Below are 18,327 nucleotides of genomic sequence, written 5' to 3'. Positions count from 1 at the left end.
CGGCCCCTTAGTGAGCGGTTTCCGCGTGGCTCATGTCCATGCCTTCCATACCTTCATGCGCGCTGTGCTCGCCTTCAGGCTGGGTCATGTCCATGCTCTTACCGTGATCCATAAATTTGCCAACAACCTCTTTGAACAAATCGGGTTTCACGTTAGAGAAGTACTCCACCTTGTTGTATTCGCTAGGTGCAGCCACTTTATCGAACGCCGCCATGTCAGACATGGTGTTTGGAGACTGCTTCGCCTTTTCAACCCATTGGTCGAAAGCGGCACGGTCCGGCGTCGCAATAGCTTTGAACTTCATACCTGAGAAGCCCGGGCCGCTATAGCTGGCGGAGATACCATCATAGGTGCCTGCTTCATTCGCGATCAGGTGCAGGTTAGTCTGCATACCGGCCATCGCGTAAATCTGGCTACCCAGACGTGGGATGAAGAAGGAGTTCATTACGGAGTTGGAGGTCACTTTGAACTGAACCGGAGTGTTCGCCGGGAAGGCGATTTCATTCACGGTAGCAATACCCTGCTCTGGATAGATGAAGAACCATTTCCAGTCCATGGAGACCACTTCAATGGTAATAGGTTTCTCATCGTGAACCAGCGGTTTGCTTGGCTCAAGTGCGTGAGTGGTTTTCCAGGTCAGTACGGCAAGGAACAGGATGATCAGAATAGGTACCGTCCAGACCACAGCTTCCACTTTATTGGAGTGTGACCAGTTAGGGCTATACTTCGCATCTTTATTGCTCGCACGATACTTCCAGGCGAAACCAACAGCCATCAAAATGGCAGGAATAACCACAATCAACATCAGGCCAAAAGCCGTCAATATCAGTGAACGTTGTTCCAGTCCAATCTGTCCTTTGGGGTCTAGTAGTGCAGAATCGCAGCCACTGAGTAATACAGTGCCCGCGAATAATGACAACCATCCCAAACTTTTATTGTATTTCCCGAGTCTCATTTAACGACCTCAATTCCACGGAGTCTGGTGGCGTTTAAAGTGTGCGGGCATTTTACGGGAAGGTTACATTACTGTAAACATCATTAGGCCTGTGTCAGGAAGGTGTTACCGGGTTCTGCCGCACGTGTCACAAGTGTTGCAAATTATGTCGGTTTTTATGAGCGAAGCCGCATGGCGTGGGCTTTATAACGAAAGGACCCCCAAGCATACCCTAAAAGGGACAATTGGTATAACCATTGTTGAAAATAAACAAAAAATTAACAATTAATTATCAATAAAAAGACATCTAAAAAACGAAAAATCAAACTCTCGCATGCTGAATCGTTTAATGAAAAATAGCGTTTTGGAATGGGAGCCAATAATTTCCAAATCCTATCCCGCACAAAACAACAAATATTTTTTTTAGCGGCTGGTGGCTATTTCGCCGTTATAATTTCGCTTAGTGATTACAACGGGAAATAACCTTTCGCATTTTTCTTCAGGTCATCTGCGTTTTACGCAACGCCATGAAATCGAGCAGACCCCCGGTCAGGATCCCGGCGATAGCCAGCAGGGCGCCTGCGTCCAGCAGAAGGGCTTCGAAGGGGAGTGCCAGTGACGTGCTGGCATTAATAATGAGCACCACCAGCCAGAGTGCGAGAGCCGCGCAGCCCACCATTAACAGACGTAACGCAAATCGGTAGGCGCGGTGATATTCGGTGCGCGGCATAAAGTGTTCTGTCCGCTGGGTATATTCCAGCGTCTGACGGCAGACCAGCAGCAATAAAATTCCCGGCACGGCAGCCACGACCGAGAAGAGATAAAATGTTGGCCAGCCGTGGGCTTCCACGAACCAGCCGGCAATCGGGCCAACGTACACCCGGCCAACGGCGGAGAGCGCCGAGAGCAGCGCGAACTGGGTAGCGGAAAACGACTTGTTGCACAGGGTCATCAGTAGGGCGACAAACGCCGCTGTGCCCATACCGCCGCAGAGGTTTTCGAAGAACACCGCCGCGGCCATGCTGATCGTATGTTTGTCGGTAATCGACAGCAGCCAGTAGCCTGCGTTAGAGGCACCCTGAAGGATGCCAAAAATCAGCAGCGCGCGAAACAGCGTCAGGCGCTGCATCAGTACGCCGCCATAAAGCGCGCCGACGATGGTCGCAAACAGCCCCAGCGTTTTATTCACCACGCCGACTTCACCGGCGTCAAAACCGACGCCCCGGATCAGGAAGGTGGTGGTCAGGCTCATGGCAAAGGCATCGCCCAGCTTATAAAGGACGATAAGCAACAGGATCAGCCAGGCGTTGTTGCGGCCAAAGAAGTCGCGAAGCGGTTCGGCGACGGCCTGCTCCAGCGAGCGGGGAACCGGGATGACGTCACTCGGTTCGGGCGCGAACAGCGTCGCGATAATGCAGGGGATCAGCAGGGCGGCCATCAGCCAGTACATGCCCTGCCAGCCGAGGTAACGGTCGGCGAGCCACAGCGCCAGCCCGCCGGAGACCAGCATCCCGAGGCGATAGCCCAGCACGCTGATTGCCGCACCGGCGCCGCGCTCTTCCGCAGGTAACACGTCCGTCTTCCAGGCATCGAACACGATATCCTGAGAGGCGGAGCAGAAGGCAATCACTACCGCAAGCGCCGCCATCCAGCGAAGCTGCGTGGTGGGTTCAAGAAAACCCATCGCCGCAATGGCCAGCAGCAGCAGGATCTGCGTCATCACTAACCAGCCGCGTCGACGCCCGAGGAAAGGCGGCGTATAGCGATCCATGACCGGAGACCACAGGAACTTAAAGACATAGGCCTGGCCCACAAGCGAGAAGAAACCAATCGTTTTAAGATCGATGTTCTCAACCGTCATCCATGCCTGAAGCGTGCCGGAAGTGAGTGCGAGGGGTAAACCCGAGGCGAAGCCGAGGATCAGCAGGATAGCTGATTTCGGTTGCTGGAAAATGCGTAAGTAATGGCTGGACATGTTCTTATAAAACTGACCCGGTGTTACACCGGGTCAGCGAGCGGGATTAACGCGCGTTCTGCTTGATGAAGTCGTGAATGCTGGTGTCCTGCGCCATATCGGCGATGGTGTCGGTCAGCACGCTATTAACGGCGTTAGCAATGTTCTGGTTAGAGGCCTGGAACGCACCTTCAACAGAGTAGCTGGCGCGGTAGTTTTTGGTCATCTTGTTGCCATTCTTCGCGGTAGCAATGATGGCGATATCCGCTTTGGTCGCGATGTTGTAGCGCACGTTGCCCTGAGACACGTCAGCGTACAGGTTGTTCACGATGATCTGCAGATCGACCGCGCCGCTTGGGCCAATCATGTAGCCGCGAGCGGTCATCTGTTTCTCCAGCACTTCCTGGAGCAGGAAGCGCAGGTCGCGGGATGCGGTGAGGGTAACCTGCTGGTTGTCGCGGGTCACTTTTGCCAGCGCCTGGTCCTGACGCTGATCGGCACCGTTAATGCTCACGGTGACGCCCATCAGGCTTGGGTCCTGCTGAGGCAGGGTGATTTTTGGTGAGACATCAATAGTGGTAGGCGGAGTAGCGCAGCCTGCCAGCATAAAAAGGGCTACCAACGGAAAGAAGAGTTTTTTTAACATTTTCGGGTTCTCAACGAATCGTAAGCATATAAAGAGAAAAATTGCCGCCATCATAACATCGCCAACGGCGAGGGGAAGTGGTCAACGCATGTAAATTCATCGCCTTGTCCGAAAACTGACCAGTTCACCGTTTTTCCCAATCCGTGTATGACAAAACGTATGAGTCTCACAGTGAACTTCATTCGTTTGAATGAGAAAATCAGACGAAAGCTAAATATTTGTTGTCAAGGTGTAATGGAAACGGTAAAAGCGGCTAACATTTAAAGGGGTGGGTGACATCCTGGCGTTGTCGGAGGAGTAATTTCATGATGATACGTGAGCATATAGAAGATAAATTAAGGGCAGCGTTCAACCCTGTGTTCCTCGAAGTCGTCGACGAAAGCTATCGTCATAACGTGCCGGCAGGTTCTGAAAGCCACTTTAAAGTGGTTCTGGTTAGCGATCGCTTCACGGGAGAACGTTTCCTGAATCGACACCGCTTGATCTACAGCACCTTGACGGAAGAGCTCTCCACGACCGTGCATGCGCTGGCACTGCATACCTACACCATTAAGGAATGGGAAGGCTTGCAGGATACGGTTTTCGCATCGCCGCCCTGTCGCGGTGCAGGCACTATCGCCTGATAAATCGGATTTGCAACGGCTGGAGCTTTTCCAGTATGTTGCTTACAGATTTCCTCAAAACGGCCTCCGGGCCGTTTTGTTTTGTCTGAGTTTTGAGCGGATGGTGCGATTTTAAGGCTAAAAATAGCCTTAAAGTGTGAAAAAAGCCGCAGCAACATGCCCCAACCGTTCTCGACTCACCTAAGTGATGCCGCTATAATGCCGCGTCTTATTGAATGTCTTCGGGATGATTCTGGCGACAGGGAATGTGAATCTGCACTAAGAGAGCATCCCGGTATAACAGACAGATTCAGAGTTGACCGAGCACTGTGATTTTTTTGAGGTAACAAGATGCAAGTTTCAGTTGAAACCACTCAAGGCCTTGGCCGCCGTGTAACGATTACTATCGCTGCTGACAGCATCGAAACTGCTGTGAAAAGCGAGCTGGTCAACGTAGCAAAAAAAGTACGTATTGACGGCTTCCGCAAGGGCAAAGTACCAATGAATGTTGTTGCTCAGCGTTATGGCGCTTCCGTGCGTCAGGATGTGCTGGGTGAACTGATGAGCCGTAACTTTATTGATGCGATCATCAAAGAAAAAATCAATCCGGCCGGCGCGCCGAACTACGTTCCAGGCGAATACAAACTGGGCGAAGACTTCACCTACTCCGTAGAGTTCGAAGTGTACCCGGAAGTTGAGCTGAAAGGTCTGGAATCTATCGAAGTTGAAAAACCAGTTGTTTCCGTGACTGACGAAGACGTTGACGGCATGCTGGATACCCTGCGCAAGCAGCAGGCGAACTGGAAAGAGAAAGAAGGCGCTGTTGACGCTGAAGACCGTGTCACCATCGACTTCACCGGTTCTGTAGACGGCGAAGAGTTCGAAGGCGGCAAAGCGTCTGACTTCGTACTGGCTATGGGCCAGGGTCGTATGATCCCAGGCTTCGAAGACGGTATCAAAGGCCACAAGGCTGGCGAAGAGTTCACCATCGACGTGACCTTCCCGGAAGAGTACCACGCTGAAAACCTGAAAGGGAAAGCAGCGAAGTTCGCTATCAACCTGAAGAAAGTTGAAGAGCGCGAACTGCCAGAACTGACTGAAGAATTCATCAAGCGTTTCGGCGTGGAAGATGGTTCCGTAGCGGGTCTGCGTACCGAAGTGCGTAAGAACATGGAACGCGAACTGAACGGCGCGGTGCGTAACCGTGTGAAATCTCAGGCGATCGAAGGTCTGGTGAAAGCCAACGAAATCGACGTTCCAGCTGCTCTGATCGACAGCGAAATCGACGTTCTGCGCCGTCAGGCTGCACAGCGTTTCGGTGGCAACCAGCAGCAAGCGATGGAACTGCCACGCGAGCTGTTCGAAGAGCAAGCGAAACGCCGCGTTGTTGTTGGCCTGCTGCTGGGCGAAGTGATTCGTACCCACGAGCTGAAAGCTGACGAAGAGCGTGTGAAAGGCCTGATCGAAGAGATGGCTTCTGCATACGAAGATCCATCAGAAGTTGTTGAGTTCTACGGTAAGAACAAAGAGCTGATGGACAACATGCGCAACGTTGCCCTGGAAGAGCAGGCTGTTGAAGCGGTACTGGCGAAAGCGAAAGTGACCGAAAAAGCGACCTCTTTCAACGAACTGATGAACCAGCAGGCGTAATTTCGCCCCAAAGGTTTAAAGTTTGAACAGAAAACCCGTTGCCTTGCGGCAGCGGGTTTTTTTTATCACAGCGATAGCCCAGGAAGAGTGCTAAAACGCCCTTTCGGTGTTAGCGTAACAACAAAAGGTTGTTATGCTTGAAATAGGGCACTGTAAACCCCATAAGTACGTAATCACGATGAATGAGACTGGCTGATAATCCGTCCGTAAGGTTACAATCAGTACAGCAGGTGTTTTCAATTTTGATCCAGGAGACGGAAATGTCATACAGTGGCGAACGAGATAACTTTGCACCCCATATGGCTCTGGTGCCAATGGTTATTGAACAGACCTCACGTGGTGAGCGTTCTTTTGATATCTATTCCCGTCTGCTCAAGGAACGCGTTATCTTTCTGACCGGCCAGGTGGAAGACCACATGGCTAACCTGATCGTGGCGCAGATGCTGTTTCTGGAAGCGGAAAACCCGGAAAAAGACATTTACCTGTACATCAACTCCCCGGGTGGCGTGATTACAGCAGGGATGTCCATTTATGACACCATGCAATTCATCAAGCCAGATGTAAGCACTATCTGTATGGGTCAGGCTGCATCGATGGGCGCGTTCCTGTTAACAGCAGGGGCGAAAGGTAAGCGTTTCTGCTTGCCAAATTCCCGCGTGATGATTCACCAGCCGCTGGGCGGTTACCAGGGGCAGGCGACGGATATCGAAATCCACGCCCGCGAAATTCTGAAAGTAAAAGCGCGCATGAATGAACTTATGGCGCAGCATACGGGTCAACCACTCGAGCAGATCGAGCGCGATACCGAGCGCGATCGCTTCCTCTCTGCTCCAGAGGCAGTTGAGTACGGCTTAGTCGACTCCGTGTTGACCCATCGTAATTGATGCCCGCGACGCGAGTGTGCCGCTATACTAAGGTAGGGCGGCACGCTGCTTATTGCAGCTTGCGTCTTAGAATGGCATTTGCGTCGTCATGTGCGGCACAAAGAACTTAAAAAGAGGTTTGGACTCATGACAGATAAACGCAAAGATGGTTCGGGCAAACTGCTGTACTGCTCTTTTTGCGGCAAAAGCCAGCATGAAGTGCGTAAACTGATTGCCGGGCCGTCCGTGTATATCTGCGACGAATGTGTCGATTTATGTAACGACATCATTCGCGAAGAGATTAAAGAAGTCGCACCGCACCGTGAGCGCAGCGCGCTGCCAACGCCGCATGAAATTCGTCATCACCTTGACGACTACGTCATCGGACAGGAGCAGGCCAAGAAAGTGCTGGCGGTAGCGGTCTATAACCACTACAAACGTCTGCGTAACGGCGACACCAGCAATGGCGTAGAACTGGGTAAAAGTAACATTCTGCTTATCGGCCCAACCGGTTCCGGTAAAACGCTGCTGGCTGAAACCCTGGCGCGCCTGCTTGATGTTCCGTTCACGATGGCGGATGCCACCACCCTGACCGAGGCCGGTTATGTGGGTGAGGACGTCGAAAACATCATCCAGAAACTGCTGCAGAAGTGCGATTACGACGTACAGAAAGCCCAGCGCGGGATTGTTTACATCGATGAGATCGACAAGATCTCCCGTAAATCAGACAACCCGTCCATTACCCGTGACGTATCGGGTGAAGGCGTACAGCAGGCACTGCTGAAGCTGATCGAAGGTACGGTTGCCGCGGTTCCGCCACAGGGTGGTCGTAAACATCCGCAGCAGGAGTTCCTGCAGGTTGATACCTCCAAGATCCTGTTCATCTGTGGTGGTGCGTTTGCTGGTCTGGACAAAGTGATCTCCCACCGTGTTGAAACCGGCTCCGGCATTGGTTTTGGCGCAACGGTGAAAGCAACGTCTGAAAAACCGAACGAAGGCGAACTGCTGTCTCAGGTTGAACCGGAAGATCTGATCAAATTCGGTCTGATCCCTGAATTCATCGGCCGTCTGCCGGTTGTGGCAACGCTGAACGAGCTGAGCGAAGACGCGCTGATCCAGATCCTGAAAGAGCCGAAAAATGCGCTGACCAAGCAGTATCAGGCGCTGTTCAATCTGGAAGGCGTTGATCTGGAATTCCGCGACGAAGCGCTGGATGCCATTGCCAAGAAAGCGATGATCCGTAAAACCGGTGCCCGTGGTCTGCGTTCAATTGTTGAAGCGGCACTGCTCGACACCATGTACGATCTGCCATCGATGGAAGACGTTGAAAAAGTGGTGATTGACGAGTCCGTCATTAGCGGCCAAACCAAGCCGCTGCTGATTTACGGCAAACCGGAAGCACAGCAGGCATCTGGCGAATAATTCACCAAATCATACAAGCAGTTAATCAAAAAGGGGGGATTTTATCTCCCCTTTACTTTTTCCGTATTCATAGCGTTGAATGTGTGGCAAACATCCCCATATACTGGATACATGTTAATGGTTATGTGAAGCACAGCGACATGACCAGCTTACCTGGCGGACACTAACTAAGAGAGAGCTCTATGAATCCTGAGCGTTCTGAACGCATTGAAATCCCCGTATTGCCGTTGCGCGATGTGGTGGTTTATCCGCACATGGTCATACCCTTATTTGTAGGGCGGGAAAAATCTATCCGTTGCCTCGAAGCCGCCATGGATCATGATAAAAAAATCATGCTGGTGGCGCAGAAAGAAGCATCAACGGATGAGCCGGGTGTAAACGATCTTTTCACCGTCGGGACCGTGGCCTCTATTTTGCAGATGCTGAAGCTGCCTGACGGCACCGTGAAGGTGCTGGTAGAAGGCCTGCAGCGTGCGCGTATTACCACTCTGTCAGACGATGGCGAGCACTTCTCTGCGAAGGCAGAGTACCTTGATTCGCCTGAGCTTGATGAGCGCGAGCAGGAAGTGCTGGTGCGCACCGCGATTAGCCAGTTTGAAGGCTATATCAAGCTGAACAAGAAAATCCCACCAGAAGTGCTGACGTCGCTGAACAGCATCGACGATCCTGCGCGTCTGGCGGACACCATCGCTGCACATATGCCGCTGAAGCTGGCTGACAAACAGTCCGTGCTGGAAATGTCCGACGTTAACGAACGTCTGGAATACCTGATGGCGATGATGGAGTCTGAAATCGATCTGCTGCAGGTTGAGAAGCGTATTCGCAACCGCGTGAAAAAGCAGATGGAGAAATCTCAGCGTGAGTACTATCTGAATGAGCAAATGAAGGCCATTCAGAAAGAACTGGGCGAGATGGACGATGCGCCGGACGAAAACGAAGCGCTGAAGCGTAAGATCGACGCGGCGAAGATGCCGAAAGAGGCGAAAGAGAAAGCCGAAGCAGAACTGCAGAAGCTGAAAATGATGTCTCCAATGTCGGCTGAAGCGACCGTTGTACGCGGCTACATTGAGTGGATGGTGCAGGTTCCGTGGAACGCCCGCAGCAAGGTCAAAAAAGACCTGCGTCAGGCGCAGGAAATCCTGGATACCGACCACTACGGCCTGGAACGCGTGAAAGATCGCATTCTTGAGTACCTCGCGGTACAAAGCCGTGTAAACAAAATCAAAGGCCCAATTCTGTGCCTGGTAGGACCGCCGGGGGTGGGTAAAACCTCTCTGGGTCAGTCCATCGCCAAAGCGACCGGACGCAAGTATATCCGTATGGCGCTGGGTGGCGTACGCGATGAAGCGGAAATCCGCGGTCACCGCCGTACCTACATCGGTTCTATGCCGGGTAAACTGATCCAGAAGATGGCGAAGGTGGGGGTTAAAAACCCGCTGTTCCTGCTTGATGAGATCGACAAGATGTCGTCGGACATGCGTGGCGACCCTGCGTCTGCACTGCTGGAAGTGCTTGATCCAGAACAGAACGTGGCGTTCAGCGATCACTACCTGGAAGTGGACTACGACCTGAGCGATGTGATGTTCGTGGCGACCTCCAACTCCATGAACATTCCGGCCCCGCTGCTGGACCGTATGGAAGTGATCCGTCTCTCCGGTTATACCGAAGATGAGAAGCTGAACATCGCTAAGCAGCACCTGCTGCCGAAACAGATTGAGCGTAACGCGCTGAAAGCCAACGAGCTGACCGTCGAGGACAGCGCGATTATCGGCATCATTCGCTACTACACCCGTGAAGCGGGCGTGCGTAGCCTTGAGCGTGAAATCTCCAAACTGTGTCGTAAAGCGGTGAAACAGCTGCTGCTGGATAAGAGCCTGAAACACATTGTGATTAACGGCGACAATCTGCATGCGTACCTGGGCGTTCAGCGCTTTGACTACGGTCGCGCGGACAACGAAAACCGCGTTGGTCAGGTGACTGGCCTGGCATGGACGGAAGTGGGCGGCGATCTGCTGACCATCGAAACCGCCTGTGTGCCGGGCAAAGGCAAGCTGACCTACACCGGCTCGCTGGGTGAAGTGATGCAGGAATCCATCCAGGCGGCGCTGACCGTGGTGCGCGCGCGCGCGGAGAAACTGGGTATCAACACTGATTTCTACGAAAAACGCGACATCCACGTGCACGTTCCGGAAGGGGCGACGCCGAAAGATGGCCCAAGCGCGGGTATTGCCATGTGTACCGCTCTGGTTTCCTGCCTGACAGGGAACCCGGTGCGTGCCGATGTGGCTATGACCGGTGAAATCACGCTGCGTGGCCAGGTTCTGCCGATTGGTGGTTTAAAAGAAAAACTGCTGGCGGCACACCGCGGGGGGATCAAAACCGTATTGATCCCTTACGAAAATAAACGCGATCTGGAAGAGATTCCGGACAACGTGATTGCCGATCTGCAGATCCATCCTGTGAAGCGAATTGAGGAAGTTCTCAGTCTCGCATTGCAGAATGAACCCTCCGGAATGCAGGTTGTAACCGCAAAATAGTGACCTCGCGCAAAGAGCGTCAATAAAAACAAGGCTGGTAAGTCATTTCGCACTTGCCAGCCTTTTTTTGTATAGCTAATTTAGATTGCTGATTAGGTCAGCCATCAACAACGGGTGTTGTAAGGTCATGGCAGGCCTGATATAACTGCTGCGCGGTCGCGTTGTGAAGGATTCAGGCGCGATATAAATTATAAAGAGAGGAAGAGAACAGTGAATAAATCTCAACTGATTGACAAAATTGCTGCTGGTGCTGATATTTCTAAAGCTGCAGCTGGACGTGCGTTAGATGCATTAATTGCTTCTGTTACTGAATCTCTGCAGGCTGGGGACGACGTTGCACTGGTAGGCTTCGGTACTTTTGCTGTTAAAGAGCGTGCTGCCCGTACTGGCCGCAACCCTCAGACCGGTAAAGAGATCACCATTGCTGCTGCTAAAGTGCCGGGTTTCCGTGCAGGTAAAGCGCTGAAAGACGCAGTAAACTGATTGCTTTCCCGTTTCAGGGAAGCCGGAAAGTACAAGGGCGCATCATTTGATGTGCCTTTTTTGTTTGTCCAGACCTGATTTGTGCGAGTTTATGCGAGTTGTGGGCTGACAATCGCCCCGTTTTCTTGTCACAATACGCCTTCACGCGCGACGGGCAGGATTTTCCGTCAGCGTCAGGTAACCAGTCACCTACAGCGGAGTGTTGTTACACCATGATGGACAGCTTACGCACGGCTGCTAACAGTCTCGTGCTCAAGATTATTTTCGGTATCATTATCGTGTCGTTCATATTGACCGGCGTGAGCAGTTACCTTATTGGCGGTGGCGCAAACTATGCCGCAAAAGTGAATGGCCAGGAAATCAGCCGTGGTCAGTTCGAGAATGCTTTTGCCGGTGAACGTAACCGTATGCAGCAACAGCTGGGCGACCAATTCTCTGAACTGGCAGCGAACGAAGGGTACATGAAGACCCTGCGCCAACAGACACTGAACCGTCTCATCGACGAAGCGCTGCTCGATCAGTACGCCAAAAAACTGGGCCTTGGCATCAGTGATGAGCAGGTGAAAAAAGCCATCTTCTCCACCCAGGCCTTCCAGTCTAACGGTAAATTCGACAACGCGCGTTACAACAGTATCGTCAACCAGATGGGGATGACGGCCGATCAGTACGCTCAGGCGCTGCGTAACCAGCTGACCACCCAGCAGCTCATCAATGCCGTTGTGGGCACCGATTTCATGCTCAAAGGTGAAACGGACGAACTGGCCGCGCTGGTGGCGCAGCAGCGCGTTGTACGCGAAGCGACCATTGATGTGAACGCCCTGGCGGCGAAACAGCAGGTGAGCGACGCTGACGTTAACGCTTACTACGAGCAGAACAAGAATTCCTTTGTTTCTCCAGAGCAGTTCCGCGTGAGCTACATCAAGCTGGATGCAGCCGCGCTGCAGGAAACTGCGTCTGATGCGGAAATCCAGTCTTACTACGACCAGCATCAGGATCAGTTTACTCAGCCGCAGCGTAACCGCTACAGCGTGATTCAGACGAAGACCGAGGCTGATGCTAAAGCGGCGCTGGATGAGCTGAACAAAGGCGCTGATTTCGCGACCGTTGCGAAAGCGAAATCCACCGACATTATCTCTGCGAAAAACGGCGGTGATATGGGCTGGCTTGAAGACGCGACCACGCCGGACGAGCTGAAAAACGCCGGTCTGAAAGAGAAAGGCCAGCTTTCAGGCGTCATTAAGTCTTCCGTTGGTTTCCTGGTTGTGCGTCTGGACGACATCACCGCGGCGAAAACCAAGCCGCTGGCTGACGTTCGCGAAGATATCGCGGCGAAAGTGAAACAGGAAAAAGCGCTGGATGCCTACTACGCGCTGCAGCAGAAGGTGAGCGATGCTGCTAGCAACGATAACGAATCTCTGGCTGGTGCAGAGCAGGCGGCGGGTGTGAAGGCGGTTGAGACGGGCTGGTTTGGTCGTGACAACCTGCCGGAAGAGCTGAACTTCAAACCGGTTTCTGATGCTATCTTCAACGGCGGTCTGGTGGGCGAGAACGGCACGCCGGGCAGTAACTCTGACATCATTACCGTCGACGGCGATCGTGCGTTTGTGTTGCGCGTCAGCGAGCACAAGCCAGAAGCGGTCAAACCGCTGGCGGAAGTGAAGGATCAGGTTGTCGCTCAGGTTAAGCACAACAAAGCGGAACAGCAGGCGAAACTGGATGCTGAGAAGATTCTGTCCGATCTGAAAGCGGGTAAAGAAGACGCGCTGAAAGCGGCTGGCCTGAGCTTCGGTGAAGCGAAAACGCTGAGCCGTACCGGGCAGGACCCAATCAGCCAGGCCGCGTTTGGTCTGACTCTGCCTGCGAAGGACAAGCCAAGCTTCGGTACCACCACCGATACGCAGGGCAACGTCGTTCTGCTGGCGCTGGATGAAGTGAAAGCCGGTACCCTGCCAGAAGCGCAGAAGAAAGCGATGGTTCAGGGGATTACCCAGAACAATGCTCAGATTGCCTTCGAAGCCATGATGAGCAACCTGCGTAAAGAAGCCAAAATCAAGCTGGGTGATGTGATGACTCAGCAGCAGTAATTACGTGTCTGCTCGCAGATTTTCGTAACGCTCTGCAAAAACTAAAGGCCGCTTTCGCGGCCTTTTCCATATCTGCAATCTGCTGTTTGTACCGAGTTTATCTGGCGGCTATCGTGACCTGGCTGTCAACAAACAAGGAGATAACAGCATGAAATGTGGAATCAAAGCACTGTTAATTACGCTGGCTATTGCCACCACCGGGATGAGCGCGGGCGCGCTGGCGGCGACGCCCGCCGCCAAAGCACAGGCTACGCAGAGCAAGTCCGATGCGGCAGCGCCGGTGCAAGGGCAAACCAAAGCGGCTGACGCCGGTAAAAATGCGGATGATGACGGTACGCGGGTCAGTATCAATTCGGCCTCTGCGGAAGATCTGGCTCGCGCGATGAATGGTGTCGGCTTGAAAAAAGCGCAGGCCATCGTCAGCTATCGCGAAGAGTATGGTCCTTTCAAGACAGTCGACGATCTCAAACAGGTGCCGGGCATGGGCAGCGCGCTGGTTGAGCGCAACCTCTCACACCTGACGTTGTAATTACGCAATTTCTTGCACTGCGGCAAAATTTTGCCAGGATAAAGAGGTCATACCAGTTATGACCTCTCATCCTAAAATAACAGTAAAGGCTATTGCGCTATGCAGACAAAAATCAAAGTACGCGGTTTTCATCTCGACGTTTACCAGCATGTGAATAACGCTCGCTATCTTGAGTTTCTTGAAGAAGCGCGCTGGGACGGGCTGGAAAACAGCGAAAGCTTTCAGTGGCTGACCGCGCACAACATCGCGTTCGTGGTCGTCAATATCAACATCAACTACCGCCGTCCGGCCGTGCTGGGCGATGTACTCACGGTGACCAGCCAGGTGCAACAGATCAATGGCAAAAGCGGGGTGTTAAGCCAGGTGGTGACGCTTGATCCAGAAGGGCAGGTAGTGGCTGATGCGCTGATCACCTTTGTCTGTATCGATCTGAAAACGCAGAAAGCGCTGCCGCTGGAAGGGGAGCTGCGGGAAAAGCTGGAGTTGATGATCGCTTAGAAAGTTTGTCTTTTATAAAAGACAAAAGGATTTTTCAGGGATAGAATTATGGACAGGGACTACGTTGTTGAACGTTACCGGACCCGTGACGGGAAAGTACCGTTTGAGGAGTGGGTTGCCAGAATGAATCGAAAGGATCCGGATATGGTTTTCCGGATCCTTATGCGGATTAACCGTGCGATAAAACTTAATTTTGGCGATTACAGGTATCTCAGGGAAGGTGTTTGGGAGATGCGAGTCGACAGTGGCCCCGGCTACAGAATCTATTTTTCAGTAGAGAATCGGCAGGTTTTATTGTTACTGATAGGTGGTGACAAAAAGAGCCAAAAAGCAGATATCAAACTGGCAATAGATTACTGGAAAGATCATCAAACAAAAGGACATTCCAATGAGCGCCGCTGAACGAAAATATTCGAGCTCCGTTAGCCACCATGATGCTGTTGTGAAAATGCTGCGAGAGAATCCTTCCTACGCTCAGCGTTATCTCCAGACAGCCCTGGAAGAGATCTATGAAGACCAGGGGATCCCTGCCTATCTCATTGCACTCCGTCAGGTCATCGAAGCGCGAGGCGGTATCGGAGAAATTTCTACCAAAGCAGGTCTGTCCCGTCAGCAGCTATACCGAACCTTATCAGACAACGGCAACCCAACGCTGACAACGCTGATGAAAGTCACCCGTGCTGCCGGTGTGAAACTGTTCGACAGCACGGTCAAGTAGCCTTATTTAAGCCCGGTCTTTTTCTGCATTGCGGCCATCACGCCAACTTTATCGGCGAGATAATGGTTCAGCCCGTTAGCGCGAAGATTACAGGCCGCGCACTGGCCGCAACCGTCGCCTTTGATACCGTTATAGCAGGTGAGCGTTTCGCTGCGAACAAGGTCCAGCTTGCCCCAGTAGTCCGCCAGCGCCCAGGTTTCGGCTTTATCCAGCCACATGAGCGGGGTTTCAAAGCGCGTCTCTTTCGCCATTCCCAGATTGACGGCGTGGTTTAACGCTTTCACGAACTCATCGCGACAGTCCGGGTAGCCGGAGAAGTCGGTCTCGCACACGCCCGTGATCACCGCTTCGGCCTTTACCTGGTAGGCGTAGATCGCCGTCAGGGTCAGGAAGAGGATATTACGGCCCGGCACGAAGGTATTCGGAATGCCGCTGGCATCGGGTTCGTAGTCAGGTACCGGGATACTGTCCCGGGTGAGGCTGCTCACGGCCAGTTCATTTAACAGCGTAACGTCCAGCACCTTGTGCGCGCGTGCGCCCAGTTTCAGGGCAAGTTCACGGGCAACGTCGATTTCAGCGCGGTGACGCTGACCATAATCGAAAGTGACACAGTGAACTTCATCGTACTGATGAAGGGCCTGGACCAGGCAGGTAGTAGAGTCTTGTCCTCCGCTGAACACGACGACGGCACGTTTCATAAATCATCTCGACTGTTACGGTAAAAGCGTTATGTTACCGTTTGACCACGACGGCGACCAGCTTCTTCACGATTTAGGGGCGGGCAGCCAGGCTTCGGTAAAGTCAAACCAGCCGCGGGTGTTGAGACTTATACCGTTGACCCCCGGCGGGGCGCTGACCTGGTATTGATAATTGAACAGCGGCGTTATCACCGCCTTTTCCATGAGCCGGGAGAAAATGGCCCTTAGCCCGGCACGTCTGGCCTGTTCGTCGGCCTGGGTCTGTACCGCATCCAGGGTGGCCTGCAGATGAGCATATTGCGGTGCGCTAAGCACGTGTGGCCAGAGGGCATCACAGCGCAGCCACTGTTCAAGCGTATATTCCGGCGCTTCGCCAATCAGCCTGTCGCCCATCATGATGTCCGCTTCCGCCAGTTGGTGGCACCCGTCCCAGGTTTTCGCATCGTAAAAGATCGCCGTAAGCTCGCAGTCGTGTTTTGCAAGGTACTCTTTTAGCTGGCGCGCCATCGTGTGTAACTCAACCGGTAAATGATAAATCAGGGTTAATTTCTTCGGCAGAGGGACATGTGTTAAATCCGACCACTGAGGGATCGCCCAGCCGGGGAGCAACTCCTCTGTCGGGGTAATCAGCCCTTCATTGAGCGGAAGCGTATGCAGAAGCGTCGAGAGATGAATGATGTTGATGAGTCGCCGAGCCTGCATTTCGCTCAGGCGCGGGCTTTGCTTCAGGGTGAGATAACAAAAGCCCAGGCTGGTGCTGTTCGTCACCAGGCGCAGACTCTCCAGTTCATCCGGCTCGCCAATGGCGATCTGCACCGGATGGCGACAGCTGGTCCCTAACCCATAGTCAAACAGCGACGGTGTGATCCAGTACTCAATAGCCTTAAGCAGCGGATGGCTGAGATGGTACTGTTCGTGGCTTTCCAGACGAACCAGATCCGGCTCATACACGCTGACTCTGAAGGGGCCGCTGCCCGTCATGGGCTGTTCGGGATGTGCGAGCCGACTACAGTAGGTGGCCAGGCGGTGCGCCAGCCAGTAATCCGGCTGGTGCAGCGTAAAGGTCAGACACTGAGGATGGGTAACGTCAACGCGAAGAACGCTCTGGAACAGTTTACGCAGGGCAGGCAAGGCGAAAAGCGCATCCAGGCTTTGCTGAAGCTGTCCGGTTTCGATTTTATCGCCGTTATGCCAGTGCAGAGTGGAGCGAATGTAGAAATGCCAGCGCAAACCGTCCTTCGACACTTCCCAGTGATGAGCGAGATCGCCCGTGGGTTCACTGCTGTTGCCGTGAAAACGCGTTAAACCTGAGAAAACCTGTCCCGCCAGATGCTGCTCCGCCCGGCCAGGTAAAAAACCGGGCTGAAGCGGATCCAGCGAGCGGTAATAGGGGATGCGCAGCGTCGGCGTGTCGTTTTGCCACTGCCCGCCCAAAAACGGATGCAGCAACGATCGTAATTCTGCGGGGGCAAGCTGGGCCAGTTCCAGCGCGTTATGCTGCTGCCCGCTCTTTAGCGCCTCCTCCATCATCGCATTGCGCAGTGACTCCGGCGCGACATGGAACGTCAGCTCACCCCGCTTACCGCGGCCAGACTGCGCTCGCCAGCTCAGCCAGCCCGCCTCCTGGGCCTGACGCAGCAGCGTTCGGACATGCCGCTCGCTGCAAAAACAGCGGGCGGCAAGCTCGCCGATGGTGACCTGCTGCGTTGCACCCAGGGAAGGCTGCCACAGGCGGTGATACTGGTTGAGTCGATTGAGCTGGCGCATAAGAAACCCGGAACAATAATTATCATCTATTCACTATTACTTCCGTATATCTCACACGATACTGATGCACAAGTTAACCGCATCACATTTCGGGAGTAATCATGGCTCGGCTCGCTGCATTTGATATGGACGGTACGCTGTTAATGCCGGATCACCGTTTAGGGGAGAAAACCCTGAACACGCTGAAGCGCCTGCACGAGCGTAATGTCACCCTGACGTTTGCCACCGGGCGTCATGTGCTGGAAATGCGCCATTTGCTGGGGGCGTTTTCACTCGACGCTTTTCTGATCACCGGCAACGGGACGCGCATTCACTCCGTAGAAGGCGATGTGCTACACCGACAGGATCTTAACCCGGAAGTGGCGGATATCGTGCTGCACAGCACCTGGGACACGCAGGCCAGCGTCCACGTCTTTAACGATCGGGGCTGGTTTACCGGAAGCGAAATCCCGGAATTATTGCACGCGCATGTTTACAGCGGCTTTAAATACCAGCTTATCGATCTGCGTCGGATCCCCGCCCATGCGGTAACTAAGATCTGCTTCTGCGGCGATCATGACGATCTGTGCCGCTTAAGGATTCAACTGAATGAGGCGCTGGGCGACCGGGCGCACCTGACCTTCTCGGCGGTGGATTGTCTGGAAGTGCTGCCGGTGGGCTGTAACAAAGGTTCCGCTCTGGCGGTACTGAGCGACCACCTGGGCTTAACGCTGCAGGAGTGCATGGCGTTTGGTGACGCCATGAACGACCGCGAAATGCTGGGTAGCGTGGGTCGCGGTCTGATCATGGGGAATGCGATGGCGCAGCTGAAAGCAGAACTTCCCCATCTGCCGGTTATTGGCCACTGCCGCAATGAAGCAGTGTCCCATTTTTTGACGCATTGGCTGGACAACAACAACCTCCCGTATTCCCCCGAATAGTGAGACCCTTCCAGCAAGCCAG

General features: G+C 53.4%; 17 protein-coding genes. 12 read left to right on the top strand and 5 right to left on the bottom strand.

What is annotated here, in order from left to right:
- Positions 1-7 precede the first annotated feature (7 nt).
- The 3 genes from cyoA to KIF87_RS11700 form a co-directional block, all read right to left on the bottom strand.
- Positions 8-955, bottom strand: coding sequence for a cytochrome o ubiquinol oxidase subunit II (cyoA, locus tag KIF87_RS11710; RefSeq protein ID WP_063144773.1), 948 nt, complete (start codon positions 953-955; stop codon positions 8-10).
- Positions 956-1,433: 478 nt separating this feature from the next.
- Positions 1,434-2,909, bottom strand: coding sequence for a muropeptide MFS transporter AmpG (gene ampG, locus KIF87_RS11705; protein ID WP_159513561.1), 1,476 nt, complete (start codon positions 2,907-2,909; stop codon positions 1,434-1,436).
- Positions 2,910-2,955: 46 nt separating this feature from the next.
- On the bottom strand, positions 2,956-3,534 hold the full coding sequence (locus KIF87_RS11700) for a lipoprotein (RefSeq protein WP_023310568.1): 579 nt from the start codon (positions 3,532-3,534) through the stop codon (positions 2,956-2,958).
- A gap of 305 nt (positions 3,535-3,839) precedes the next feature.
- Here KIF87_RS11700 and bolA point away from each other — a divergent pair, with 305 nt between their 5' ends.
- The 11 genes from bolA (at position 3,840) to KIF87_RS11645 (ending at position 14,920) form a co-directional block, all read left to right on the top strand.
- Positions 3,840-4,157, top strand: a complete 318-nt coding sequence (bolA, locus tag KIF87_RS11695) for a transcriptional regulator BolA (RefSeq protein WP_021241655.1) — start codon at positions 3,840-3,842, stop codon at positions 4,155-4,157.
- A 330-nt stretch (positions 4,158-4,487) separates the two neighbouring features.
- Complete coding sequence (tig, locus tag KIF87_RS11690) at positions 4,488-5,786, top strand: trigger factor (protein ID WP_063144770.1); 1,299 nt, start codon at positions 4,488-4,490, stop codon at positions 5,784-5,786.
- A gap of 260 nt (positions 5,787-6,046) precedes the next feature.
- Complete coding sequence (clpP, locus tag KIF87_RS11685; protein ID WP_010428105.1) at positions 6,047-6,670, top strand: ATP-dependent Clp endopeptidase proteolytic subunit ClpP; 624 nt, start codon at positions 6,047-6,049, stop codon at positions 6,668-6,670.
- 126 nt (positions 6,671-6,796) lie between these two features.
- Positions 6,797-8,071, top strand: a complete 1,275-nt coding sequence (gene clpX, locus KIF87_RS11680; protein ID WP_023334705.1) for an ATP-dependent protease ATP-binding subunit ClpX — start codon at positions 6,797-6,799, stop codon at positions 8,069-8,071.
- 182 nt (positions 8,072-8,253) lie between these two features.
- Complete coding sequence (lon, locus tag KIF87_RS11675; protein ID WP_063144769.1) at positions 8,254-10,608, top strand: endopeptidase La; 2,355 nt, start codon at positions 8,254-8,256, stop codon at positions 10,606-10,608.
- Positions 10,609-10,818: 210 nt separating this feature from the next.
- Entirely contained in the window at positions 10,819-11,091 is a 273-nt protein-coding gene (hupB, locus tag KIF87_RS11670) for a nucleoid-associated protein HU-beta (protein WP_002444653.1), read from the top strand.
- Between the two features lie 212 nt (positions 11,092-11,303).
- The gene (ppiD, locus tag KIF87_RS11665) at positions 11,304-13,175 is read left to right on the top strand and encodes a peptidylprolyl isomerase (protein ID WP_193940344.1); all 1,872 of its coding nucleotides are present in this window, start codon (positions 11,304-11,306) and stop codon (positions 13,173-13,175) included.
- Positions 13,176-13,323: 148 nt separating this feature from the next.
- The gene (locus KIF87_RS11660; RefSeq protein WP_213328821.1) at positions 13,324-13,704 is read left to right on the top strand and encodes a helix-hairpin-helix domain-containing protein; all 381 of its coding nucleotides are present in this window, start codon (positions 13,324-13,326) and stop codon (positions 13,702-13,704) included.
- Positions 13,705-13,803: 99 nt separating this feature from the next.
- Positions 13,804-14,202, top strand: a complete 399-nt coding sequence (locus KIF87_RS11655) for a YbgC/FadM family acyl-CoA thioesterase (RefSeq protein ID WP_024906822.1) — start codon at positions 13,804-13,806, stop codon at positions 14,200-14,202.
- 48 nt (positions 14,203-14,250) lie between these two features.
- Entirely contained in the window at positions 14,251-14,604 is a 354-nt protein-coding gene (locus KIF87_RS11650; protein WP_213328820.1) for a type II toxin-antitoxin system RelE/ParE family toxin, read from the top strand.
- A complete protein-coding gene (locus tag KIF87_RS11645) occupies positions 14,591-14,920 on the top strand; it encodes an addiction module antidote protein (RefSeq protein WP_050511259.1) in 330 nt (109 codons plus the stop codon). The genes KIF87_RS11650 and KIF87_RS11645 overlap by 14 nt, the downstream gene beginning before the upstream one ends.
- Positions 14,921-14,922: 2 nt before the next feature.
- Here KIF87_RS11645 and queC read toward each other — a convergent pair whose 3' ends face one another.
- Positions 14,923-15,618, bottom strand: coding sequence for a 7-cyano-7-deazaguanine synthase QueC (gene queC, locus KIF87_RS11640; protein ID WP_032646166.1), 696 nt, complete (start codon positions 15,616-15,618; stop codon positions 14,923-14,925).
- A gap of 66 nt (positions 15,619-15,684) precedes the next feature.
- Positions 15,685-17,385 carry an SgrR family transcriptional regulator gene (locus tag KIF87_RS11635; RefSeq protein WP_213328819.1) on the bottom strand — a complete coding sequence of 567 codons (1,701 nt, stop codon included), beginning with the start codon at positions 17,383-17,385 and terminating at the stop codon, positions 15,685-15,687.
- A 101-nt stretch (positions 17,386-17,486) separates the two neighbouring features.
- Here KIF87_RS11635 and cof point away from each other — a divergent pair, with 101 nt between their 5' ends.
- On the top strand, positions 17,487-18,305 hold the full coding sequence (gene cof / locus KIF87_RS11630) for an HMP-PP phosphatase (protein ID WP_063144762.1): 819 nt from the start codon (positions 17,487-17,489) through the stop codon (positions 18,303-18,305).
- The last annotated feature ends 22 nt before the right edge of the window (positions 18,306-18,327 follow it).

Source organism: Enterobacter sp. 120016 (assembly GCF_018383635.1).
Lineage (GTDB): Bacteria > Pseudomonadota > Gammaproteobacteria > Enterobacterales > Enterobacteriaceae > Enterobacter > Enterobacter asburiae_D.
The sequence above is the reverse complement of the archived record's forward strand: the minus strand, read 5'-3'. Positions and strand labels throughout refer to the sequence as shown.